At 63.8% G+C, this 23,358-nt stretch carries 23 protein-coding genes and 1 tRNA gene; 12 read left to right on the top strand and 12 right to left on the bottom strand.

The features are described from left to right. Positions 1-74 precede the first annotated feature (74 nt). The 4 genes from VIQ49_RS07735 (at position 75) to VIQ49_RS07720 (ending at position 5,194) form a co-directional block, all read left to right on the top strand. Positions 75-2,072 carry a serine/threonine-protein kinase gene (locus tag VIQ49_RS07735; protein WP_331882788.1) on the top strand — a complete coding sequence of 666 codons (1,998 nt, stop codon included), beginning with the start codon at positions 75-77 and terminating at the stop codon, positions 2,070-2,072. Then, positions 2,069-2,884, top strand: a complete 816-nt coding sequence (locus tag VIQ49_RS07730; protein ID WP_331882785.1) for a hypothetical protein — start codon at positions 2,069-2,071, stop codon at positions 2,882-2,884. Before VIQ49_RS07735 ends, VIQ49_RS07730 begins: the two co-directional genes overlap by 4 nt. Positions 2,885-3,020: 136 nt before the next feature. Continuing rightward, complete coding sequence (locus VIQ49_RS07725; protein WP_331882783.1) at positions 3,021-4,523, top strand: hypothetical protein; 1,503 nt, start codon at positions 3,021-3,023, stop codon at positions 4,521-4,523. Further along, complete coding sequence (locus tag VIQ49_RS07720; RefSeq protein ID WP_331882781.1) at positions 4,520-5,194, top strand: DUF305 domain-containing protein; 675 nt, start codon at positions 4,520-4,522, stop codon at positions 5,192-5,194. Before VIQ49_RS07725 ends, VIQ49_RS07720 begins: the two co-directional genes overlap by 4 nt. Here VIQ49_RS07720 and VIQ49_RS07715 read toward each other — a convergent pair whose 3' ends face one another. The 4 genes from VIQ49_RS07715 to VIQ49_RS07700 form a co-directional block, all read right to left on the bottom strand. Beyond that, positions 5,195-5,344, bottom strand: coding sequence for a hypothetical protein (locus VIQ49_RS07715; RefSeq protein ID WP_331882778.1), 150 nt, complete (start codon positions 5,342-5,344; stop codon positions 5,195-5,197). An 87-nt stretch (positions 5,345-5,431) separates the two neighbouring features. Then, positions 5,432-6,352 (bottom strand): alpha/beta hydrolase, encoded by a 921-nt coding sequence (locus VIQ49_RS07710; protein ID WP_331882775.1) that lies wholly within the window; start codon positions 6,350-6,352, stop codon positions 5,432-5,434. Positions 6,353-6,417: 65 nt separating this feature from the next. Beyond that, positions 6,418-7,680 carry an MFS transporter gene (locus VIQ49_RS07705; protein ID WP_331882772.1) on the bottom strand — a complete coding sequence of 421 codons (1,263 nt, stop codon included), beginning with the start codon at positions 7,678-7,680 and terminating at the stop codon, positions 6,418-6,420. A gap of 84 nt (positions 7,681-7,764) precedes the next feature. After that, complete coding sequence (locus VIQ49_RS07700; protein ID WP_331882770.1) at positions 7,765-9,240, bottom strand: NCS2 family permease; 1,476 nt, start codon at positions 9,238-9,240, stop codon at positions 7,765-7,767. 244 nt (positions 9,241-9,484) lie between these two features. Here VIQ49_RS07700 and VIQ49_RS07695 point away from each other — a divergent pair, with 244 nt between their 5' ends. Both VIQ49_RS07695 and VIQ49_RS07690 read left to right on the top strand, forming a co-directional pair. Continuing rightward, entirely contained in the window at positions 9,485-10,231 is a 747-nt protein-coding gene (locus VIQ49_RS07695) for a HemK2/MTQ2 family protein methyltransferase (RefSeq protein WP_331882768.1), read from the top strand. After that, positions 10,228-10,437 carry a CDGSH iron-sulfur domain-containing protein gene (locus VIQ49_RS07690; protein ID WP_331882765.1) on the top strand — a complete coding sequence of 70 codons (210 nt, stop codon included), beginning with the start codon at positions 10,228-10,230 and terminating at the stop codon, positions 10,435-10,437. Before VIQ49_RS07695 ends, VIQ49_RS07690 begins: the two co-directional genes overlap by 4 nt. Position 10,438: 1 nt before the next feature. Here VIQ49_RS07690 and VIQ49_RS07685 read toward each other — a convergent pair whose 3' ends face one another. The 3 genes from VIQ49_RS07685 to VIQ49_RS07675 form a co-directional block, all read right to left on the bottom strand. Continuing rightward, positions 10,439-11,458, bottom strand: a complete 1,020-nt coding sequence (locus tag VIQ49_RS07685; protein ID WP_331882762.1) for an iron-containing redox enzyme family protein — start codon at positions 11,456-11,458, stop codon at positions 10,439-10,441. 65 nt (positions 11,459-11,523) lie between these two features. Then, on the bottom strand, positions 11,524-12,177 hold the full coding sequence (locus VIQ49_RS07680; protein ID WP_331882759.1) for a CoA pyrophosphatase: 654 nt from the start codon (positions 12,175-12,177) through the stop codon (positions 11,524-11,526). A 36-nt stretch (positions 12,178-12,213) separates the two neighbouring features. Continuing rightward, the gene (locus tag VIQ49_RS07675; protein WP_331882756.1) at positions 12,214-12,390 is read right to left on the bottom strand and encodes a hypothetical protein; all 177 of its coding nucleotides are present in this window, start codon (positions 12,388-12,390) and stop codon (positions 12,214-12,216) included. A gap of 39 nt (positions 12,391-12,429) precedes the next feature. Between VIQ49_RS07675 and VIQ49_RS07670 the strand changes: the two genes are divergently transcribed. Next, positions 12,430-13,158 carry a guanylate cyclase gene (locus VIQ49_RS07670; protein ID WP_331882753.1) on the top strand — a complete coding sequence of 243 codons (729 nt, stop codon included), beginning with the start codon at positions 12,430-12,432 and terminating at the stop codon, positions 13,156-13,158. Positions 13,159-13,847: 689 nt separating this feature from the next. Here the strand turns inward: VIQ49_RS07670 and VIQ49_RS07665 are convergent. The 4 genes from VIQ49_RS07665 to VIQ49_RS07650 form a co-directional block, all read right to left on the bottom strand. Further along, positions 13,848-14,894, bottom strand: a complete 1,047-nt coding sequence (locus VIQ49_RS07665; RefSeq protein ID WP_331882751.1) for a PHP domain-containing protein — start codon at positions 14,892-14,894, stop codon at positions 13,848-13,850. Next, on the bottom strand, positions 14,891-17,110 hold the full coding sequence (locus VIQ49_RS07660) for an MMPL family transporter (protein WP_331882748.1): 2,220 nt from the start codon (positions 17,108-17,110) through the stop codon (positions 14,891-14,893). The genes VIQ49_RS07665 and VIQ49_RS07660 overlap by 4 nt, the downstream gene beginning before the upstream one ends. Before the next feature lie 143 nt (positions 17,111-17,253). Further along, positions 17,254-17,730: a nuclear transport factor 2 family protein gene (locus VIQ49_RS07655; RefSeq protein WP_331882745.1), complete on the bottom strand. Its 477-nt coding sequence runs from the start codon at positions 17,728-17,730 to the stop codon at positions 17,254-17,256. A 38-nt stretch (positions 17,731-17,768) separates the two neighbouring features. Then, positions 17,769-18,377: a TetR/AcrR family transcriptional regulator gene (locus VIQ49_RS07650; RefSeq protein WP_331882742.1), complete on the bottom strand. Its 609-nt coding sequence runs from the start codon at positions 18,375-18,377 to the stop codon at positions 17,769-17,771. Between the two features lie 107 nt (positions 18,378-18,484). Here VIQ49_RS07650 and VIQ49_RS07645 point away from each other — a divergent pair, with 107 nt between their 5' ends. Beyond that, the gene (locus tag VIQ49_RS07645; protein ID WP_331882739.1) at positions 18,485-19,483 is read left to right on the top strand and encodes an oxygenase MpaB family protein; all 999 of its coding nucleotides are present in this window, start codon (positions 18,485-18,487) and stop codon (positions 19,481-19,483) included. 27 nt (positions 19,484-19,510) lie between these two features. Here the strand turns inward: VIQ49_RS07645 and VIQ49_RS07640 are convergent, their stop codons facing one another. Continuing rightward, complete coding sequence (locus VIQ49_RS07640; protein WP_331882738.1) at positions 19,511-20,221, bottom strand: hypothetical protein; 711 nt, start codon at positions 20,219-20,221, stop codon at positions 19,511-19,513. Between the two features lie 374 nt (positions 20,222-20,595). Between VIQ49_RS07640 and VIQ49_RS07635 the strand changes: the two genes are divergently transcribed. The 4 genes from VIQ49_RS07635 to VIQ49_RS07620 all read left to right on the top strand — a co-directional run. After that, positions 20,596-20,668 (top strand) — tRNA-Lys (locus VIQ49_RS07635). Between the two features lie 134 nt (positions 20,669-20,802). Then, positions 20,803-21,255 (top strand): helix-turn-helix domain-containing protein, encoded by a 453-nt coding sequence (locus tag VIQ49_RS07630; RefSeq protein ID WP_331882736.1) that lies wholly within the window; start codon positions 20,803-20,805, stop codon positions 21,253-21,255. A gap of 3 nt (positions 21,256-21,258) precedes the next feature. Then, positions 21,259-21,819 (top strand): PIN domain-containing protein, encoded by a 561-nt coding sequence (locus VIQ49_RS07625; RefSeq protein WP_331882734.1) that lies wholly within the window; start codon positions 21,259-21,261, stop codon positions 21,817-21,819. Between the two features lie 253 nt (positions 21,820-22,072). Further along, on the top strand, positions 22,073-23,358 hold a 1,286-nt coding region (locus VIQ49_RS07620; protein ID WP_331882731.1), incomplete at its 3' end, for a TOTE conflict system archaeo-eukaryotic primase domain-containing protein.

Here is a 23,358-nt window from a genome sequence, read left to right as displayed (position 1 = left end):
CTCGATCGCGGTCGATAAGATCGATGCAGTCTCGCCGCCGGCGGCGACCCGCGGGCAAGAAAGGTCGAGTAGCGATGAGTGTGGCGATCGGTTCGTACATCGGCGGCTACGAGATCCTGGAACTGATCGGCCGCGGCGGGATGGGGGAGGTCTACAAGGCCCAGCATCCGAGGCTTCCGCGCGCCGATGCGATCAAACTCCTCAACAGCACGTACGGCAGCGACGACGACACCCGTGCACGGTTCGAGCGGGAGGCCGACCTTGTCGCGCCGCTGAGCCACCCCAACCTGGTGAACGTGCTCGACCGCGGGACCCACGACGGCCAGTTGTGGATTGCGATGGAGTTCGTCCCGGGCACCGATGCCGCCCAGATGCTCACGGGTGGGCCTCTGCATCCTCGTCTGGCGGTCACGATCATCGCGAAGGTCGCCGACGGGCTCGACTACGCGCATCGCAAAGGGCTGGTGCATCGTGACGTCAAGCCGGGCAACATCCTGATCACACCCGGATCCGATCCGATGAACCCGGATGCCGTGAAACTCACCGACTTCGGGATCGCGCGGATGGCGCAGGAGACCGACAGCAGCCTCACCTCCGTCGGGATGACGGTCGGCACCCTGCGGTACAGCGCGCCGGAACAGGTGGGCGGCGAGGACATCGATCACCATGCCGACGTCTACGCGCTGGGCTGTAGTCTGTACGAACTCCTCACGGCGACAGCGCCATTCGATGCTCCGACTAGTCAAGGGCTGATGGCGGCGCACATGTTCAACCCGCCGCCGAACCCGGCCGCGGTCAACCCGGCGGTGCCGGCTGCCATGGCTGCGGTGATCTCGAAGGCGATGGCCAAGAAGCCTGCCGACCGTTTCGATTCCGGGCGCGAGCTCGCCGAGGCTGCGCAGGAGGCGCTGAAGGGTGGTGGGGCGCAGGTGAGTACGCGGGCGCAACACACCTTCGCGCCGGTGCCCGCGAATGTGTCTCCGCCGCACTCGAGTCCGTCTCACACCGGCCATCGCGGGCCGCTCCCGGCAACTGCCGCGGTCACGTTTCCGCCCCAATCGAATCCCTATCAGTCGAATCCATATCACTCGAACCCGGGCCACTCCGGCACCGGCACGGGGTATCAGGGTGGACAGACCGTCGGGGGTCATTCGTCACCGTCGAGTCCGCAGGTGTCCAGCGGGCAGTACCCGAATCACACCCAGTCGACGCCCCCGCCGCCGGGAGGTCCGCCGGGTGCGGGATTCGTCCCGTACGGCGCGACATCGGGAGGGCCGGAGAAGAAGTCGCCGTGGTACACCCGCGCTGCGGTGATGGCCGGGCCGATCGTGGCCGTCGCGGTTGTCATCGGAGTTGTGGTGGGGCTGCTGGTGTTCGGGGGTGGCGACGCGCTTGCCACCCCGGGCCAACCCAGTGCCGAGGTCGGCGACAGCACGGTCGACATCAGCTGGCCCGCCGTCGACGGGGCTTCCGAATACGTGCTGCGCCAAGGCGAGACGGTTGTGTACGTCGGAAGCGAGCCCACGTATTCGCAGCCGGTGCCACTGCCCGGTGTGTACACGTACTCGGTGTCGGCTCGCTCCGGTGAGGATGAGGCGTCGCCCTTCGGTCCGGCCAGCGGTGAGGTGGTGGTGGCACAGCATTGGCACGGAGTCGAGCAGCTTGCGGCAACATTCTCCGACATCGTCGGCCCGAGCCCGCTGTCGACCGACACCTTCACCGAGGAGGCCTGCTGGGGTGGCGTCGGATCGGTCGAGACCGAGATCCCCAAAACCGGCACCATCCTGTGTCGTTCGACCGCGGATGCGTACTCGGTGCGGTTCCGGGAGTTCCCGTCCAAGCAGGCGCGAGACGACTACCTGAACAGCCTGGGTCTCAAGACAACACAGGTGACCACCGACCAGGGCGCCACCGGGCTGCTCTACCAGGGCGAAGGTCCGAACAGCGAATGGGCGGGCACCTTGATCTTTGCCTTCGACGACCCCGACCTCGAGACGTATGACGTCGCGGTGTCCATGGACAACGGCAAGGACGCCGATGCCGCAGCCGTGATCGATGAGCTGCCGCTGTGAAGCGCTGGGCGTGGCCACTGGTCGTGGTCGGTGCGGTGGTGGCGCTCGTGATCGCGCTGGCGGTGACGTATTTCGTGCGCGGTTCGGGTGATGTCGCCACGCCGTCGGGACTCGAGGCCGCACCGGACAGCGGTGTGGTGAAGGTGAGCTGGTCTGCGGATTCCGACGCCGAGTCGTTCCTGTTGACCCGTGGCGGCGAGGTTGTCTACTCGGGTCCGGAACGTGAGTTCACCGATGTGTCCGCCGTGGCCCCGCAGGGGTCGACGAGTGTCGAGTACTCGGTGCGTGCGGTCGACGAGAAGGGCCGGGTGTCCGAGCCCAGCGCGTCGGCGACGGTCGAGGTGGGCACCGGTTGGGGTCTGCTGGCGGTTCCCGCGCAGGAACTCCCCGAATTGCTGCCCGCCGCGCCATCCGAACAGGGCTGGAACCAGATGATGTGCGAGACCCGGCTCGATGCCCTGCCGCCCGAAGAGGGCAGTGCCGCAGAGGGTTCAGGTGACCAGTTCATCAAGGGCGGCTTCCGGTGCACGCTCGAGGTCGACGGCGCCGACTACGACCTCTGGACGGATTTCTACGTCAGCCCGGAACAACTCGAATCGCGGATGTCGGAGATCCGAGGGTGGTCGGATGTCCGGAGCACCACGTGGGAGGGCGGCCGCGCGGTGGTCGGTGAACCCGCGGGAGATCCGGTGTGGATGGGGTTGACGGTCGATTCGCACCCCGGTGTCTACATCGAACTCTCCGCTGTGGATACCACTACGACCGTGGGCGATCTCACCGCACTGGCCAACAGCCTGCCCGTCATCAACTGACGCGGGAATCAGCAAAACCCACGTTCAGGGCACTTCGGCGAGGTACTCTCCGCGACAGCACAAGGTGGTGCGTCCGGAGGGGGACACTGTGTCGCGGGATGAACTTTTTCGGGTATTGAGTCGTATTGCGGTGACGATGACGGTTGTCGTGGCCACACTGACCGTGGCCGGGCCGGCGGTGGCCACGGCGCCGCCGGGATACAACGACCTCACCGACGTCTGGCCGACCGCGGTGGCGCCGGCCTCGTGTCGCGAGGGCGACCGGGTCGAAACCGGGATCCAGGGCGAGGTCCCACTCGCCGACCGCACATCCGGGCGCAGTACCCAGGGTTACAACTGCAACATCGACCTGATCGGGCAATACCAGGGGCAGGGCGCAGGCATCGTCAGTGCCACCTACGAGCATTGTTCGTACACGGGTTCGACATTTCCGGCAAGCCTGGTCGGGCGCAATCCGGGGGTTCAGGTCATCGATGCGTCAGACCCGCGAAACCCGAGACTCTCCACGGCGCTCACCGAACCGGCCATGGTGGGTGGCACGTGGGAATCGTTGAAGGTCAACAAAAAACGTGGCCTGCTGGTCGGTACCGGGGTGCCGATGCTCCAGGGTGCGGGTTACATCTCGGTCTACGACATCTCGCAGGACTGCGCCCATCCACGACTGCTCAACACCGGCGCGGGGTCGCAACTGTCCATGCCGATTCCGATCACCACCCACGAGGGCGATTTCTCGCCGGACGGCAACACCTACTGGGTATCTGGCCTCGCGCCCGGATACGTCAGCGCCGTCGACCTCACTGATCCAGGCAATCCTATGATCGTGTGGTCGGGGATCACCGGGATGGAAGCCCATGGCATGGGATTTTCGCCCGACGGCAACACTCTGTACTTGGCGAACCTGTTCGGACTCACGGTCATCGACGTCACTGCGGTCCAGAATCGTAAGCCCAGAACGGTTGTGCCCCAACTTATGCCGCATATCGGGGAGAAATACTGGGCCGACGGTCAGGTGACGCAACACAACATCTATGCGACGTATGGTGGCCGGCCCTTCCTTTTCTCGATCGATGAGGTCGGATCGGGTGGCGTCAAACTGTTCGACGCGAGCAACTCCGCAAATCTCACACAACGCAACGCGATCAAGCTGGCGATCAACTTGCCTGAGAACGCGAACCGCTGGGCGCAGAGTACGGCCGGCAACGGGCTCTTCGGCTACGACGCGCACTACTGCTCTATCGATCGTCCAGTCGATCCGACTGCCATGGCCTGCGGCTGGATCCAGTCGGGTATTCGGGTCTTCGACATCAAGGATCCCGATCACTTCCGGGAGATCGCGTACTTCAACCCACCGGCCCAGCGTGGAAAGGCCGACCAGCTCAGCAATTCGAGTCATGCGTTGTTCGGTTCGGTTGATCTACCCGCGATTCTCGGCACGCTCGCGGTGGCTCGAGCCGTGCTGCAGGGGGACGCGCGCGCGGATGGGATCATCAGCGATCAGAACCGGTTGGCGGGCGGCGACCTGTCGGCCGACTGGTGCCTGTCACCGCCGGAGTTCCACGGGAACCAGCTGTGGGTGACGTGCATGGACAATGGGTTCATGACTTTGCAACTGGATCCGTCGATCTATCCGCCGCGGTGACCGAATCACCCCTGCGTCGCTGGTGGTGGCCTGTCTCGGTCCTGGTGATCACCTTGATCATCGGCCTCGGCATCGGTCTGGCCATCAGCCCCGACGACAACACCGCCGCCGGCCATACCGAGACGTCGGCGACCGCGGTGGACATCGGCTTCGCGCAGGACATGTCGGCGCATCATCAGCAGGCGGTGATGATGGCGGACATGGTGCCGCTCGACAGTGCGCCTGACGTGCGTGGGGTGGTCGATCAGATCCAGGCCGTCCAGTCGCGTGAGATCGGGCAGATGACGGGCTGGCTGCAGATGTTGGACGCACCGCTGCAGAGCGATCAATCGATGAGCTGGATGAAGCAGGAAGGCCACAGTCATACCGCCCCGGCGCCGGCCGCCGGAGATGGCCAGACCCCGACCACGATGCCGGGCACCGCGAGCGGTGAGGAGCTCACCGCCCTGCACAACGCGTCAGGCGTCGAGGCGGAGATCCTGTTCCTGCAGTTGATGATCCGGCACCATCAAGGCGGTATCGACATGGCGGCCCATGCCACCCAGGAGGCAGCGAATCCGGCGATCCGGCGGGCCGCAACCGGCATGGTCAAGGAACAGTCGGAGGAAATCGGTGTGATGACGGTGATGCTGAACCAGCGCGGCGGCCAGCCCCTGCCGTACCCGGCGTGATCAGGCCGGTTCTTTGGGTGTTTCGTCGTCGTCGAAGCGGTGGTCGAGGGGATCTACTCCGTCGACGCCTTCCAGCACGGTGAACTCTTGCTCAGCGGCCGCGACGAACTCTTTGGCCTCTTCTTTGATCTTGTGCACCCAGTCGGACATCTTTTGCTCCCGTTCGATCGAGGAATCTGATTCAGACCCGAGACCAGCGTACTTCGTGGCCGGCCCGAGTCGGGCGACAGTCGTGGTTCAGGGGATGAGGATTCGGGACTGCTGATCCCAGACATCCATCAGCTCGGCGATGATGTCGACGGCCATGCCGAGTCCACCGAGGTGGCTTTCTCCGGTCATGGTGAGAAGCTTTGCGTCGGCCAGCAGCTGGACCATGTGCTCGCCGTGCGCGTGCGGGATGATGTGGTCGTGATCGCCGTGCCACCACCGCACCGGCCCGGTGATGTTGCCGACCTTGAAGCCCCAATCCCGGCAGAACACAACAACATCGGCAAACGGCGCTTCCATCTGTTTGCGCCCACCGTTGAGCAGGTCGTCGAGGAACATGGCCTTGAACTCGGGGCGTTGCAGCAGTTCCCGGTCGGCGGCGGGGGAGAAGCGACCGTATATCCCGATGGCGGGTTCGGCGATCGGGCGGGCCACGCGGACAAACGAACTCAGGACCCGGCCGATCGGCATCCCGAGCGTGGGCAGTAGCGGCGCGAGTCTTTTGCCGATCTCCATCGCCCCGCCGTCGATGGCTTCGGGGCCATGGGTCGGCGCGACACCGCCGAGGATGCCGGTGACCACCACCCGCTGCGGCATCGCTTCGGCGACCGCCAGCGCATACGGGCCACCGCCGGACAGTCCGATGACGGCGAACCTGTCTATGCCCAGGGTGTCTGCGATCGTGGAGAGGTCGTCGGCGAAGGAGTGGACGGAGTCGTAGCTGTGCGGCGTGGACGATCCGACGCCGGGACGGTCGAGGCCGATGATCCGGATGTTCTCGCTCTCGGCGTACCGGCGGGCTTCGATCGGGATCTGCCGGCGGGCACCGGGTGTGCCGTGCAACCAGAAGACGGCCCGGCCGGTGGCGGAACCGAACTCGGCGATGCCGATGCGCCGGTTGTCACCGACAGCTACGTTTCCCTCGAGTTTGGGCCGCTCGACATCGATCATCCATCCAGGATGGCACTGAATCGATCACCGGTGGGGTGAATGCCCAGCCGTTCGCCACAGGCGGATCAGCCGACGGGTTCGGTGGTTGACAGGCTCAGTTTGCCGCGGTCGAAACTCGGTCGTTGGTGGGTGACCCTCATCAGGGCGATCGCGCACACCGTGGCCGAGATCGCGCTGACGATGCCGCCGACGATGAGCGGCATGCGGGGGTCGGTGATCTCGGCCAGCCACCCCAGCAGCGGGCTGCCGATGGGGGTTCCGCCGAGGAAGCAGAGCATGTAAATGCCCATGACGCGACCACGCATGTCCGAGTCGACCGACAATTGCATGATGTTCATCGCGGCGGTGCTGAAGACGATGTTCGCGACGCCGACGGGGATCAGCATCAAGGCCACGAGCGCGAAGGTGGGCATCAGCCCGACCACCACTTCGAGGATCCCGAAGGCGATGGCGCCGGCAAAGAACTGACGTAGGCGTGCGGGTTTGGTGCGCCGGGCTGCGACGAGGGCGCCGGCCAGGGTGCCGACGGCGAGCATGGTCGCCAGCAGTCCGTAACCGCCGGCCGTGCCCTCGAACGTGTTGGCGGTGAGCAGCGAGAGCGACAGCGGGAAGTTCAGGCCGAAGGTCGACACCATGAACACCGTTGCCAGGATGACCATGAGGTGGCGGTTCCGCCGGACGTAGTGCAGGCCGCTGCGGATCGAGCGATCGGTGACCGACCGTGCACTGCGCACGAGTTCACTGCTTCGCATCACCATGAGTGCGGTGAGAACCGCGACCGAGCTGGCCGCATTGATGAGGAAGACCGGACCGGTGCTGAAGACCATGATCAGCAGACCCGCCAGAGCGGGACCGATGATGCGGGCGGTGTTGAACGTCAGCGAGTTCAGTGCGACGGCGTTGGGTAGCTGTTCGGGTCCGACCATCTCGATGGTGAACGACTGCCGGATCGGTGCGTCCATCGCCGAGATGCACCCGAGCGCGAACGACAACGCGTAGACGATGGGCAGATTTGCGGCTCCGCTGACGTCGATCACACCGAGGATCAGCGCACACAGCGCCATCGCGACCTGGGTGCCGATCAGAAGCTTGCGCTTGTCGAATCTGTCGGCGAGTGCCCCGGCGGGAAGGGACAGAACGGCGGTCGGGCCGAACTGCAGCGCCATCACGATGCCGACCGCGACCCCGCTTCCGCCGGACAGTTCGAGCACCAGCCAGTCCTGGGCGATGCGCTGCATCCAGGTGCCGGTCAGCGAGACGACCTGACCGCCGGCCCACAGTCGATAGTTCCGCACTCCGAGGGAGGAGAACATCAACGGGAGGGCCATACCCTCCAGTGTAGATTCCCGATCTTGGTGGGTTTTGGTGAGTCTGACCTGCGGAAATGCTCTCCAAAACCCACCAGAATCGGGTCAGTCGATGAGGTTCTCGATCGGTTCCTTGGCGAAGTAGAGAACGAAGACCGCTGCGACGATCCAGAGCAGCGGGTGGATGCTGCGGGCCTTGCCGCGTGCGGTGGCCAGCACCACCCAGGAGATGAACCCGGCGCCGATGCCGTTGGCGATCGAGTACGTGAAGGGCATGACCACAATCGTCAGGAAGCACGGCAGGGCGTAGTCGAAGCGGGTCAGGTCGATGTCGCGGACCTGAGAGATCATCATCGCGCCGACGATCACGAGGGCCGGCGCCGCCGCCTCGAGGGGGACCACCGAGTAGAGCGGCGTGAAGAACATGGCGATCAGGAACAGCACGCCGGTGACGATGTTGGCCAGACCGGTGCGGGCACCTTCGGCGATGCCGGACGCAGATTCGACGAACACCGTGTTCGACGACGCCGAACCGACACCACCGGCGATGGCGCCGGTGCCTTCGACGACCAGCGCTTTGCCGATGTTGGGCAGGTTGCCGTCCTTGTCGGACAGCTCTGCTTCCTTGCCGAGTCCGGTCATCGTGCCCATGGCGTCGAAGAAGTTCGACAGTACCAACGCGAACACCAGGACCGAGGCGGACAGTACACCGATGCGGGTGAACGCCCCGAACACGTCGACGTCACCGACCAGGCTCAGGTTGGGGACATCACCGATCGAACTGGGTATCTCCGGGATGTTGAGGCTCCATCCCTTGGGGTTCGCCACGGAGGAGTCGAGGTCGGCGAATTGCTCGACGATCATCGCCAGGATGGTGGTGACGACGATTCCGATGAGCAGGCCGCCGCGGACCTTGCGTACCACCAGGATTCCCATGAACAGAACACCGAACACGAAGAGCAGAGCGGGCCAGGTCGCGATCGAATTGTTGATGCCGAGGCTCACCGGCACGGTGGTACCGGCGGCGTCGGGCACGCGTTTCACGAATCCGGCGTCGACGAATCCGATGAAGGCGATGAATGCGCCGATGCCGGCGGCGATGGCGGCTTTCAGCTCACCGGGGATGGCGCGGAAGACCGCACTCCGGAAACCGGTGACCGCCAGCAGGACGATGATGATGCCGTCGACGACCACCAGTCCCATCGCCTCGGGCCACGTGACCTGCGGGGCGATGGACACCGCGAGAAGGCTGTTGATCCCGAGGCCGGCCGCGATCGCGAACGGGTAGTTGGCGACCAGTCCGAAGACGATGGACATGATGCCCGCGACCAGGGCCGTGACAGCCGCCACCTGGGCCATCGGCAGCACATCACCCAGGACGTCTGCGTTCTTGGCGTTGCCGGGTACTCCGCCGATGATGATCGGGTTGAGCACCACGATGTAGGCCATGGTGAAGAAGGTGACGAGCCCGCCGCGAATCTCGCGGGAGATCGTCGAATTGCGTTGGGTGATCTTGAAATATCGGTCGATCGCCGACACCGGTTCTTTCTGTTCGGTGTCGTTGCTGCTCTCGATCGCCATCCCGCGTACCCATCCCGGTCGGCCGAGGAATGGCGTAACCGATTCGTTCGCGATCGTACAAAGGATGCGCTGAAGTCCACAATCATCTGGCTCAGGCGGTCACGGGTGTCGGCTGGCATCGGCGCGGACCGCATGACAGGTTTGTGTTTACAACGCGAGATGACAGGGAATCTGACCAGCAAGACCCACCGCGCGATTCCTGTGGTGGTCGACCTACCGCAGATCGACACGAGGAGCCTGACCGATGGTCGCAACGCAGCCACTGCCGACAGAACGTACCCACCACACCTCTGATCCGATTGCTGATGTGGCAGCGGTGTTCAAGGCGCTGCGCGTGCCTGCCGGGGTGTACGCACCCCAGGAAGACTCACGGCTGCTGCTGACGGCGTTGGCCGAGCGGGATCTCGTCGCGCAGCGGCGAGTGCTGGATTTGTGTTCGGGTAGTGGGGTCCTCGCGATCGGCGCCGCCGTCCTGGGTGCCGGTGAGGTCACCGCATTCGACATCTCCGCGCCGGCAGTGGCCTGTGCCACCGACAACGCCATCGCATTGGGCGTGGAAATCGACGCGAGGCAGGGATCACTGCCGGAGGCCCTCGCACAGGGGCCGTACGACGTGGTCGTGTCCAACCCGCCCTACGTGCCCGACAGCAACGCTCTGCCGCCGAAGCTCGGGTTGAGCCGCGCCTGGCATGGTGGCCGCGACGGGCGATCGTTGCTCGATCCGCTTTGCGTGGTCGCGCCGGATCTGTTGTCGGACCGGGGAACGATGCTGTTGGTTCAGTCCGAATTCGCCGGTGTCGAACGGTCATTGACCATGTTGCGCGCCGGTGGATTGCATGCACGGGTCGTCGAACGGCAACGCATCGCCTTCGGCCCGGTGCTCACTGCGAATGCACGTTGGCTCGAAACCGTCGGGATGCTCGAGCGGGGCCGCCGTTTCGAGGAACTCTGTGTGATTCGCGCTGACAAGCCGGCGGGCTCGGGTACATGACCTCGGCAGCCGACCGTCGGGTGGTCCGGGTGGTCGCCGGCGGACCGCTCATGGTCGAGGGACCGGTCAGCATCGAGATGCCCAACGGCACGATCGTCGAGTCGGACCGGTTCATGGTGGCCATCTGCGCATGCAAGCGCAGCAAGAACTTTCCGCTCTGCGACACCAGTCATCGACGGAAAAGCTCGGTGAAGCAAGAGGATTGACTCAGCGGTCGGGTGTGTTCAACGAGGATCGGCCCGCGGTCCAGCACGACATCAGATGGTCGGCGAGTTTGTCTTCCAGGAACAGGAACGCGTTGATCCCGAACACCAGGTCGGGTTCGAGGTCCGGTTCGCGGTCCAGGAGGTCGCCGATGACGTCGTGCCGCACCACCTGTTCGTGCATGGCGTCGGCTTCGACGTGTTCGCGATAGAAGTGCACGCAGGCGTCGGGTGCGTCGAGGCGTTCGAGTGCGTGGACCAGTCTCTGTGACCCTGGCGGCGAGGTGATCTCGGTGGCCGCGAAGTGGCCGATCGTCGCGGCCCGACTGCTGCGATGCAATCCGAACATCGACATCAGATTCACCAGCGCCAGGGACTCTCCGGGCACCTGTTCGAGATACGCCAGGTAGTCGGCATCGAGGTCCGCTGCTTCGAGTAGATCGGCGAACAGCTTCTGGTGCACGTGATCGCCGTGGCCGCCGCCGTATTCGTCGAACTCGATCGCGACAAACGAGGCCTTGGCCTGTCCGGTGAGCCGGGGGATCGCGAACGCGTGAGGGTCAGCTTCTTTGAGGTGGTAGACCGACCGATGGATGAAGTACTCCCGCATCTGATCCCAGGTGCCGGTGTCTTTCAGGAACCACGAGGGCCCGCTGCCGTGTGCCGGTTCTGTCAGCAGCGCATCGACGGCCTCGCGGGCACCGCTCGCGGGGTCGACGTCGGTGGTGAGCGCGGTCGAGAACCGATCCTCCAGCTCGGCGCGGAACCGAAGCAGGTCCGGATTCCATTCCCAGTTGTCGTCGACATCGGTGAACCCGCGATAGTGCATCTCGTAGCAGGTGTACAGGGCCAGCTGCAGGTCGACTCCATAGGGATCGGAGTCGACGGTGTCGACCGAGATGGGGCTGCTCGCCGATGCCGGGACGGACAGCGCAGCAACGACGGCCGAGGACAGCGGACCGCACGGACGGGGCAGTGCCCGTGCCGCCGACCGCGTAGGGGAGACCTTCGATGCTGGTATCACTCGATACTCCTACCCGCTGGCGAAATGGTGGAAACCTGGCGCTGCTCAGGCCGTGGCCGGGCAGCTCAGCGCCACGCGAAGACCGGCTGTTCGAAATCGGCGACACGGGTGCTGCGGCCTCCGAGGACAACCTCCGCGAATTGATGCATCACCGCGCCGGTGGGGGCGTGGATCAGCGAGCCGACGAGTGGCATCTGGATCACCGGGCGATCTGATTCCGGGATGGTGATGAACCGTGGCGTCACCAGCAGGTCGTCCATCGGGATGAAGAACAGGTGCGCTACTTCGCCGGGGTTGGGGTTCGTCTCGCGGTCGGGACCGGCCCAGCAGACGATCGGCGTGATCACGTATCCGGACCTGGTCACGTAATCGTCGAGGCGGCCGAGAACATCTGCGCGATCGACCTCGACGCCGAGTTCTTCGTGGAGTTCGCGGAGTGCGGCGGCCGCGTGGTCTTCGCCCTCGTCGATACGACCGCCGGGTAGTGCGAACTGGCCCGGGTGTTCACGCATCCGCGATGGCCGTTTCGTGAGCCAGATGCCGTATTCGCCGTCGCGACTCGTCACCGCGAGCACCACGGCGGCCCCGCGGGCGCCGTCGAGTTCGGCGGTCTGATGGTCGAACGCATCGAGCGTGGTGACGATGGTGGCGCGAATCGATTCAGGGTCGCCGCTCTCCCAGAACTCCGAACCCGGATTCGCCTCTGTGTCGCCGCTCATGACCTCACTTTGCCGTATCGGCCGACCGGACCGAATTCAGGCCTCGGACGAGTCGTCGGCGGACTGCACTCTCTCGTAACGCTGGTGTAGACGGGCTCTGATGTCGTCGGGGGTATACGCATTCCGCTGGCGGACATCTCGTCCTACCAGCACTCCGCCTGCGGCCACCCCGACAACGCCGGCGAGTCCGACCCATTTCCACGCACTGTGCACACGTCGAACAATAGCCGCCGATCAATCAACGCGCCCGCGATGACAGCGGCGTTTAGTCTTTCGGGTGTGCATCCGAAAAGGACCGAGGCGATCTCCCTCGACCAGGCGCTCGATTCCACCCGGACCGGGGACGTGTGGCTCTTTCGTGGCAAGTCCGGACCCGACCGCGCGATCCAGGCGCTGACGAACAGCCCCGTCAATCATGTGGCGATGGCTGTTGTGCTCGACGACCTGCCGCCGCTGATGTGGCACGCCGAACTCGGTAGCAAGCTGACAGATATGTGGACCGGCACCAAGCATCGTGGTGTCCAGCTCAACGATGCGCGAGAGGCCGCGTTGCAGTGGATGGACAAGTACGGCCAGCGCTGCTGGATTCGTCAGATCACACCGGTTGCCGGTCGTGAGCAGGAGGATCTGCTGCTCAAAGTGATCGCCCGAATGGACGGCACTGCGTTTCCCACCACCGCGAGGCTGGCGGGCCGGTGGTTCAAGGGGCGGGTGCCGACTGTCAATGACATCACCAGGGGCGTACCGGTTCTGGACAAGACCGTGCGTAAGCGGGTCAGCAAGCGTCGAGACGCGGAAGACAAAACCGGTCTCGAGACCGCGTATTGCGCTGAGGTCGTGGCCATGACTTATGAGGCGATGGGCCTGTTGGAGACCGACAAACGGTCGAATTGGTTTGACCCTGGCCGATTCTGGAGCGGCGACAAGTTGCCGCTGGCTCCGGGCTATGCGCTCGGCGACGAAATCGCGGTCGAGAAGTAGGGGGACGATTGCCGAAGCCGCAGAGCGTGCCCTTGTCTGACTCGAATGCTCCGCGATGGCTCACCCGGTGGTGGACAAAGGCACGCTCGCCGCGTCAAGCCGGCAGTGCCACAGCTTGAACCGATGGTTCGGTCAGGCTACAGACCGATGTTGATCGTGAGGCCGATGAAATCGCCGCCGAAGATGTAGAAGCTGTCCAGGAACTGGGTGAGTGCGGGAAAAAGGTCTGTCATCGTGTGCCCCTTGTATCGATCGTGGTTCCGCGTTCTGCGGCCACCAGATCATTGCATAGCCTACCCTTACTTTGAAAGGGGGTGGGTGTTCCGGAACGAGATTTGTGGTCGCTGACCGACATGAAGAATCCGTCGGGGCCCGAAACGCCGTTGAGCGTGCCTGCGTCGGACTCGAATGCTCCCCGAAGGGCTCACCCGGTGGTGGACGAAGGCACGCTCGTTGGCGTCAATCCGGCTGTGTTGCAACCAGACTTGCGTTCTCGGGGCAGCGTCGGACTCGCAGGTGATGCAGGTATACGTGGCCCCTCAGTGCCGAAAACCGGTTTTCCCGATCTCCTGAACGTTCATAATATTGACACAGAAGATCGGAAATAGCGGCAATAGACGCGAAAACACCAGTTGAATCATCGGAGTGACAAACCGAATTCCGGGCCGCGGGCCGGTGAACGGTTGCCGTCACCCGCGTGCCCACTTGAGCAGCCGGGGAAGGGGCCATGTGGTGACAATGCGATCGGGGTCGATACCGAGCTTCTCTGCGCGATCGCAGCCGAGCGCTTTGAAATCGAGTTGACCCGGGGCGTGCGCATCGGAATCGATGGCGAATACGCAGCCGAGGTCCATGGCGATCCTGATCAGATCATCGGGTGGGTCGACGCGTTCGGGTCGTGAGTTGATCTCGACCGCGGTGTGCGACTCCGCGCACGCCTCGAATACTTTGTGGGCGTCGAACTTTGACTGCGCACGTTTTCCGCGGCCGCCGGTCACCAGGCGGCCGGTGCAATGCCCCAGTACGTTGACGTGTGGGTTGCGGGCGGCGGCGACCATCCGCCGGGTCATCGGACCCGAATCCATCGCGAGCTTGGAATGGACTGACGCCGTGACGATGTCGAGCTGGTCGAGCATGTCTTCGGTCTGATCCAGGGATCCGTCGTCGAGGATGTCGACCTCGATGCCGCGCAGTAGCCGAAAACGTTCGCCCAGTGCGCCGTTCAGCTTGTCGACAACCCGGATCTGTTCGGCAAGTCGCTCCGCCGACAGGCCGTTGGCCACGGTGAGACGGGGGGAGTGGTCGGTCAGCGCCAGCCAGCTGTGGTCGAGTTCGATCGCCGACAGGACCACCTCGTCGATGGGAGATCCGCCGTCGCTCCAGTCGGAGTGGCAGTGCAGATCGCCGCGGGAGGCGGCGTAGAGTTCGGTACCGCCCGCCGCCAGCGGCTCGATGGTCTTCTCCTGCAAGGACTTCAAGTAGTCCGGTAGTTCCCCGCTGCCGGCCTGTGTGATCACTGCGGCGGTCGACTTGCCGATTCCGCTGACCTCGGTGAGCCTCCCGCCGGCAATGCGGGTGCGCAACTCGTCCGGTGCCATCTTCTGGACCACCTTGAGTGCCTTGCGGAAGGCCTCGACGCGATAGGTGCCCTCACGGGATCGTTCGAGCAGGAAGGCGATGCGGCGCAACGCCTCCGCTGCGCCGACAGGTGCGCTCAGCGGTTCGAGTGATCTCACTGGGTGAGTCTATCGCTGACTTGTGGTGTCGTGGCTGGAGTTGTGTCGTCTTCGTCCTGATGCATTCCGTCGAGCCGTGGAATCCATTCGAGCCACTTCGGGAACCACCAATTGGCCTTGCCGAGTATTTCCATCGTCGACGGGACGAGTAGCAACCGGACCACGCTGGCGTCGATGAACACGGCAACCGACAAGCCGACACCGAGGATCTTCAGACTGCGGTCGGGTAGGAACGCCAGCGACATGAACACGCAGATCATGATCAGCGCCGCACAGGTGATCACGCGGGCCGTGCTGGCCAGGCCTTCGGCAACCGACGTGGTGGCATTACCGGTGCGAACAAACCGCTCTTTGATCCGGGACACCAGGAACACCTCGTAGTCCATCGACAGTCCGATCGCCGTGACAAACAGCATCATCGGGACCCAGCTGTCGATCGGACCGGGACGTCCGACGCCGAATATTCCTGCACCCCAGCCCCATTGGAATATCGCGACGATCACGCCGAAGGCGGCTCCAAGGGAGAGGACGTTCACGATCACCGCCTTGACCGGAACGACGATTGACCGGAAAGCCAGCACCAGGAGAATGAACGCGCCGGCCAGCACGGCGGCGATCGTCCAGGGAAGCAGGTCGAGGGTGACCTTGGCGTAGTCGATGGATCCGGCGCTCAGGCCGGTGATCTGGACGTTCACATCGGAATCGGCGCCGAGTACGTCGGGGATCGTCTCATCGCGCAGACGGTTCACCAGTTCTGTGGTTGCCTCGTCCTGTGGCCCGCTGGCCGGATTCACCGAGATGATCGAGATGTCTCGGCCGTCGGCTTGCCCCACCGGAAATGCCGGGGCGACACCGTTTTCGGCAACTTCCGGGTCGGCCGCGATCTCGGCGCTCAACGCGTCCAGTTCGGCTTGCGGATTCGTGCCGGCCGGGTAGTCCGCGACCACGATCAGTGGGCCGTTGGCACCGACACCGAATCCCTCGGTGACGTAGTCATAGGCGACGCGGGTGGTGGCGCTGGTGGGCCGGTTGCCGGCGTCGGAGAATCCGAGCCGGAGCTGGAATGCCGGGATCGACAAGATGATGAGGATCAGCAGCGCGGCCGCGACGCCGACCCACGGCCGCTCCTGGATCCGGGCACTCCATTTCTTTGCCCACACACCTTCGAGCGACTTGTCGGGGTCTTTGCCCTTACGTTTGCGGAGCCAGTGGAGCGACAGGCTGTTGATGTGGTTGCCGATGACTGCCAACAGTGCGGGCAGGAGCGACATCGACGCGATGAGGGTGGCGAGGATGCCGGCGATCGCGGCGAATGTCAGCGCCGGACCGAGGTCGCCGCCGGACAGCAGGATGCCGAACATCGCGATGATGACGGTGCCGCCGGCGAAGAGTACCGACCGGCCGGCGCGGAGCATGGCGACCATGACTGCCTGATGGACATCGAGTCCGTCGTGAATGCCTGATCTGAAGCGGGTGACGATCAGCAGGGCGTAGTCGATGCCGACGCCGATTCCGAGGATGAGTGTCACCGAGATCGCGAAGTTGGGGATGTCCATGAAGTTTTGGACCAGGAACAGCACAGACGCGCCGACGCCGATGCCGAACAATGCGGACAGGATCGGAAGACCGGCCGCGACAACAGATCCGAAGGCGATCAACAAGATGAGGAGGGCCAGGAGCACGCCGACTCCCTCGGCAACTCCGTTCGGTGGGGCATCGTCGAATCTGGGATCGCTGAATTCGACGTCTACTCCGGCGATTTCGTTGTCCTCCGCGATCGCCTTGATGTCGTCGATCCGGTCCTGGACGTCGGCGTCGGTTCCGGTGCCGACGTCGAGCGAGGCCACCGCGATTCGGCCGTCGGCGGAGATCTGGGACTGCGGGCCGTACGGGTCGGTGGCGCTCACATCGGGGGAGCTGGAGGTGATGTCGGTGACGAGCGCGGTCACCTGTGTCTGGACATCGGGATTTCGCACACCACCATCGATCTCGGGTGCGGCGATCACTATTTGTGTCGCATTTGCCTGTTTCTCTTGGCCCGCCTGTTCCAGAAGCTCAGTGGCCCGGCCGGATTCGGTCCGGGTATCAGAGGTGAACGACGTGACCGTGGGGCCGGCCCACATCGACGCGGCGAAGATCGCGGCGATCAGGACGACTACCCAGCCTCCGATGACCAGCCAGCGATGGCGGATGATGAATGCGGCATAACGGTCCATTTGTCGGCCTCCGGGGCTGCGGCGAGCGGGACGGTTCATATCGACGTTTTTCCAGTTTGAACCCAAAGAGGGCCCCGATCTATAAGGGAGGACCCTGAAGTTCGGAAAAATTCATCGCCGACCCGCGAGCGGACCGATTTTCCTCAGTTGTCGCCGGGGATCGCCACGTGAAAGCCGCCGGGGAGCGGGGAGATGTGCAGACGGGTCAGCTGTGAACGGCTGATCCGCCAGCCGTCGTCCGTCTGGGTGTATTCCTCGTGGTAGTGCCCGGACCCGGTCAGACCCCTCTCCGGGTGGCCACCGGCGTGGAGTTCGTCGGCCATCGCCCAGATCGCGTGAGCGGTGGTCGGGGAGTCGATGGTGATTTCTGCGGTGTGGCCGTGGTGCACCGTGGTGATGCCTTCGAGGGAGGCGGAGACCCGGTCCCGGATGGTGTCGGATCCGGTGATCGTCCACGCGCCGGAATCGAGGACCGCGTCCGGTGTGAACACTGCGGCGAACCCGTCCCAATCCTTGGTGTCGAGCATCCGGAAATAGCGGGCCTTCAACTGCCGAATCTCTTCGATGGCAAGCAGTTTGAGCATGGGTCCCTGCTCATCGGCGACTGTGGGATCAGACATGGCGATGACGGTATCGAAATCCCGAAGCCCGAGGGCACTTATGAGCGGATGGCCTTGAGGACGAGTCGGACGGCGTGGCCGACCACGGCGTCGAGATCGTCACCGAGATTCCCGGCGAGCCAGTCCTGGGCGAGTTCGGCCATCGCACCGGTGTACATCGAGGCGCCGACCCGGGTCGCGATCGGATGGGAATCGGACTGGGACTGCCCGCTTTCCAGGAGAACGATGTCGCGCAACATGTCCTGGGTGAGTGCCCGCCGGGAGATGAGCACCGGATTGGCCCTGGCGTCGGTGAACAGCACCCGGCCGCGACGGGGGTCCGCGGAGCTGAAACCCAGCACCGCCCGGATTCCGGCCGACATCCGGTCGCGAACGGAGTCGGCCGACGCCTCGATGGCCCGCTCGACGGCGTCGCCCAGACCAGCCGCCACGGTGTCGTAAACCGCACCGAGGAGATCGTTGACCTCGGCAAAGCTCTCGTAGAAATAGCGGGAGTTGAGCCCGCTCTCGCGGCAGACGGAACGAACTGACAGAGCAGCTTCACCGCCCGCGCCGAACAGGGTGTATCCGGCCTCGACGAGTAGCGCGCGCCGCTCGGTGCGGCGGTCGCGGAGCGGCACACCGGCCCAGCGGGTGGGGGTCGACATGTCCGCAGCATACGTCCGTGGAAAGCAGTTTTTCCATCTTCTGGTCACAGGCGTCACCAAACACTAGTCTGGTCACAGACGTATCCACACTTGGGAGAGGATGCTCGATGTTGCCACCGTTGCCTCATCACATTGCTGGTCAGTGGATCAACCAGCGTTTCGACCGAGACGTTCGCAAGCATTATTTCCGCGGGATGGAGTTCGCCGGGCCGGAGGGGGACCCCGGTTGGTTCGGGCCGGACAGTGCGGTGTGGCACGTCCACTCGCATACGCCGGCCCTGATCTTCGGGTTGCAATGCGCCTCCTACCTCGAGCGTCTCGACCCGAGCATCTTCTGGATGGGAATGCATCACTCGCGGCTCATCGGCAAGGACTCGTCGGGCCAATCCACGGGCCAACTCGACCCGGCCGGGATCCCGGTTCGGTTGGGCCATTCGGTCGCGTTCTTCATCGGGACCGCATACGGCAACACCGAGACCGCCGAGCGTCTGGCGAGGACAGTCCGGGCGATGCACCACACCATCAAGGGAACCCGCCCCGATGGTCTGCCGTACGACGCAGATGATCCGGACTGGCTCCGCTGGAATTACGCAACGGTTGTCTGGGGCATCGCGACGGCGCACGAGATCTATCATCCGCGCCCGTTGCGCGGCAAGGCGCTCGATCGCTATTACGGAGAGTTCATGCGTGTGGGTCACGCACTCGGTGCCGAAGATCTCCCGACCACCAAAGCCGAGACATTGGAATGCCTGAAGGAGTATCTGCCGAGGCTGGGCCTGACCCACGGCAACGCCATGGCGACGGGAATCAATCTGACCGAGCCGATGCAGGGCGCCGTCGACTGGGCCATCAGGGACACCATGCCGAGCTGGGCGGCTCAACTCGTGATGTACAGACCGCCGAACGTTCTCGAGCGCACCGCCCGCCGGACCGCGGTGTGGACGTCTCTCAACGGGCTGTACGCGGCGATGGGCCAGGCGCCGGAGTTCGAGGAGGCCAAAGCTCGGGTGGCCGGTGGGACAACCGTCCCGCACACCGAGCCGAAATACGTCCTCGGCACCGATCCGACGTTGGACCGACAGAGCGTGGAAGCCGAACTCGTCTGAACGAGCCGGATCGGTGCCGGTGGATCGTCAGGCGACGTCCTGGATCCCGACGGTCGGCAGGAAGTAGCAGGTGCCACCCGAGTGGGTGACGGAGCCCATCACCAGTGACAGGACAGTGCCTTTGCCGGTCTCGACAATCGCTGCCCGGGCACCGGCCTGCGGCAGCGCGTCGAGGGCGTCTTCCAGCGGTGCGAGGGCGTCACGCGCGACATCCCGGAAGGCTTGGACCGGGAGTGCGTCGATCTGTGCATTGATCGGCGCCATGATGGTGCTGGTCAGACTGCCCATGGGCACAAATCCGCCCTGGAATGTGTCGACGTTGAACCAGCCGACATTCATGCCGGACTTATTGCTGCTGTCGTCGACAATTCCGGCCGGGAAGAATCCGTAGAAAACCTCGCCGCCCTTGACGGCGTTGAGATCAAAAGGCTTGGTCGGATCGAGCGGGTTGGGAAGCGCGATATCCCCTACACCGGGAGTGGTCGGACCCGCTGCGGCGCCCGCGACGGCGGGAACGATGCCGAGTGGCGTGCCCGGGACCTGCGAACAGTTGACGGCGGCGGTCGGCCAGAGGAACGGCGTGATCCCGAACTCTTTGAGCTGGTCATTTGCGGCTTCGAGCTGTCCGAGGATGTCGGTCGGGGCTGCGATCGGTGTTGCGTCGACCACTGCTGAGGGATCGGCCTGCGGGGCAGGACCAGCCTGCGCGGCCGGTGCGGCCGCGAGAGCAATCGCCATTGCGCCTGCGGCTCCAACTGTCATCAATCGCTTTACGCCCGCTCGCATCAAGAACACCCCGATCTGTTTGTATTTTGCACATTGATTCGAAGGAATCATAAACCTATTTCGAATTCGGGGAGAATCGGAGGGCGGAGAATTAAGGATTCTGGCCGCGAATATCGGCGGGTAGCAAACAATTCGCGGCACCCTCGTTTTCGTCCAACTGCGATCGGTGGCGTCCCACCGATCGAGCGCGGGCGACGACGACCCGTGCACGACCGCGGGGAGCGATGTCGAGGCCTGACCCGCCCAGTCAGATGCCCCGTTTTCGTCGTCGGCCGGTCCGTCTGTAAACTCCGTAGCGCGCTGAATCCAGTGGGCTCGGCGTGCATGCCCCTTTAGCTCAGTTGGTAGAGCTACGGACTTTTAATCCGCAGGTCCTCGGTTCGAGCCCGAGAGGGGGCACAGACAAACCGCCTGGTAACAGGCGGTTTTCCTGTTTCGGTGCCAAAGTGCCCGCGGTAGCGTGACCCAGACCACTCCGCTGGCGAAATGTAAGATCACATTGCGTGTTCGTTTTTTTCGAATTACTGTTTGGTATGTCCGCACTGAAGGAACGAACCCTGCTGCCCGGCTCTGATCAGCAGGCATCGGACCAGTACGCAGATCTCCTGGCTGTTGTTGCCGAAGATCACGCCGTCTCGATCACCGCTGGTGAACGCTCTGCTGTACTACCCGAGCCGCTGCGACACGTCCTCGCCGATGTGCTTGAACATCTGTCTCGGGGAACTGCGGTTATCGTCGAACCGCACAGGACATTGCTTACGACCCAGGAAGCCGCCGATATCCTCGGTATCACGCGGCCCACTTTCGTGCGGCTCCTCGAAGACGGTGAAATTCCGTTCACGGCTCCCAGACGCCACCGCCGCGTCGAACTCACTGACATCCTTGCCTACCAGCGCGATCTGCAGGAACGTCGGACCAGTGCCTTGAGCGAGTTGGGAACAACCGAGTCAGGTTCCACCGGTGCAGGGTTCGTGTCCACCCGCTAGGACATGGCGAACACATTTCGGGTCATTCTCGATGCGTGCGTGATGCTGCCGCAAAACTTGAACAATCTGTTCCTCACGCTGGCCGACGACGGCATGTTCACTCCGGTCTGGTCATCAGATCTTCTCAACGAAGTTGAACGCAACCTCGTGCAGAGGTTCAACGCGACCCCGTCCCAAGCGGCACATCGGGTCAGGCATATGCGACGTGCCTTCCCGCATGCCGAGGACCATTGTGCCGGATACGCCGAAGTCATCGATTCCATGACCAACCACCCGAAAGACCGCCATGTACTGGCGGCGGCGGTGACTTCCCGGGCGGCGATGATCGTTACCGCGAATCTCAAGGACTTTCCTGCCCAGGCTCTTGCGCCGTATGGCATCGAGGCGGTACATCCCGATGACTTCCTTCTCGACCAACTCGCGCTCGACCCCCACCGCGTGATGGAGGCTTTGGCCACGGTTGCCCATCGCAATCGCATGCCACCACAAACGGTGTGGGAGTTGCGAGAAGCGCTGCGGCAACTCACCCCGAAATTTGCTGGAGCGATCAGTGAACTCACATAGCCAGGGAGCGTCGACCTCTTGGTTGGTGTCAAGGGCTCCTGCACACACTGGAAAGTTGTGCGTTCGCGAGGTGGCACGGCACTCAACAAGTCGGCACACTCGGCATGTGGAGGAACGATTTCCAGGTGAATCGGCGACACTCCGTGCAGACAACATCAGGTTGCGCCGGCTACTCGAGTTGAGTGAGGGGCAAGCCCGTGCTGCCGATCCTGACCAGGCGGTTTTGGCAAACGCAAAATCTGGGCCGGTCAGCATGAGTTCTGCACCCGCGGAGAAGGTCGCGTTCTACGCCGGATTATTCCGTTGTCGTACTGACGTCTATGCGCTCCGGTGGGAGAACCGCCGTGACGGTCGTTCGGGCTGGATACCTGCGATTGCCGGCCGCTGGCGCAAGGGGATGAGTCGAGCTGATGCCCCATATCTGCCACTCACCAACGATGTGCTGGCCGCCCACTTGCGCGGCGATCATCACATCGGGTTGTATCCGCTTGCAGACAATGACACCTGTTGGTGGGTGGCCGCGGATTTCGATCGCGACTCTGCAATGCTCGATGCCCTCGCGTATCTCAAAGTCGCTCGTGCGTTCGGAATTCCGGCTGCGCTTGAGGTTTCGCAATCAGGGAGGGGCGCGCATGTGTGGATCTTCTTCGCAGATATGGTGCCGGCATCGATGGCGCGGCGGATCGCTACCAGCCTGATCGCCGAAGCGACCCAACTGCGTGGTTCGATGAGTCTGTCGAGCTACGACCGGCTCTTTCCGTCCCAAGATGTTCATACCGGCCGTGGGATGGGAAATCTGATTGCTGCACCGCTGCATGGCAAGCGTCGATTGCACGGCACCACACTGTTTTTGGATCCGACAACACTCGAGCCCTTCGACGACCAATGGGCTTATCTGTCGACGGTCGCCCGGCTTTCAATGAAAGATGTTGCGACCCTGTCGCGGCGACTTCCCGAGCCGAAAGTCGGCCATAGTGTGCGGAGTCTGCAGTTACCGACGTCGTCGAAAATTGTGCCGCGCCCGGCCGCAATCATTCGTGCAACATTCGATGCGCGTATTCGTCTGTCCGCGATCGACCTCGGTCCGGCAATGATCTCGGCGGTCAAGCATGCGGCATCGATCCCGAATCCGGAGTTTTACGCTCGGCAGCGAGCGCGCCGAAGTACCTGGGACACCCCACGTTTCTTGCGGAGCTACGACGAGACCCTCGAAGGAGACCTCGTCTTACCGCGCGGCCTGCATTCTCTCCTCAGTCGGATTGTGGAATCGGCTGGGAGTGACCTCCACATTGAGGATCAGCGGGTTGTCGGAACCGCTCACACGTTCGAGCTCGCTACTGAACTCCGCCCAGAGCAGTTGGTGGCAGTTCGAGAATCCGTCGCCGAGGACACTGCGGTACTGATCGCCCCGCCAGGAATGGGCAAGACTGTGATGGCGTGCGCGGCGATCGCCGAGCGTGCCACGTCGACATTGATCCTGGTCGACCGGAAAGCGCTGGCGGACCAGTGGCGCCAACGTTTGCTGACTCACCTGGGAGT

Source organism: Williamsia sp., assembly GCF_036566845.1.
In the GTDB taxonomy this organism is placed as follows: Bacteria; Actinomycetota; Actinomycetes; order Mycobacteriales; family Mycobacteriaceae; genus Williamsia.
This window is presented reverse-complemented; position numbering and strand designations above follow the sequence as displayed.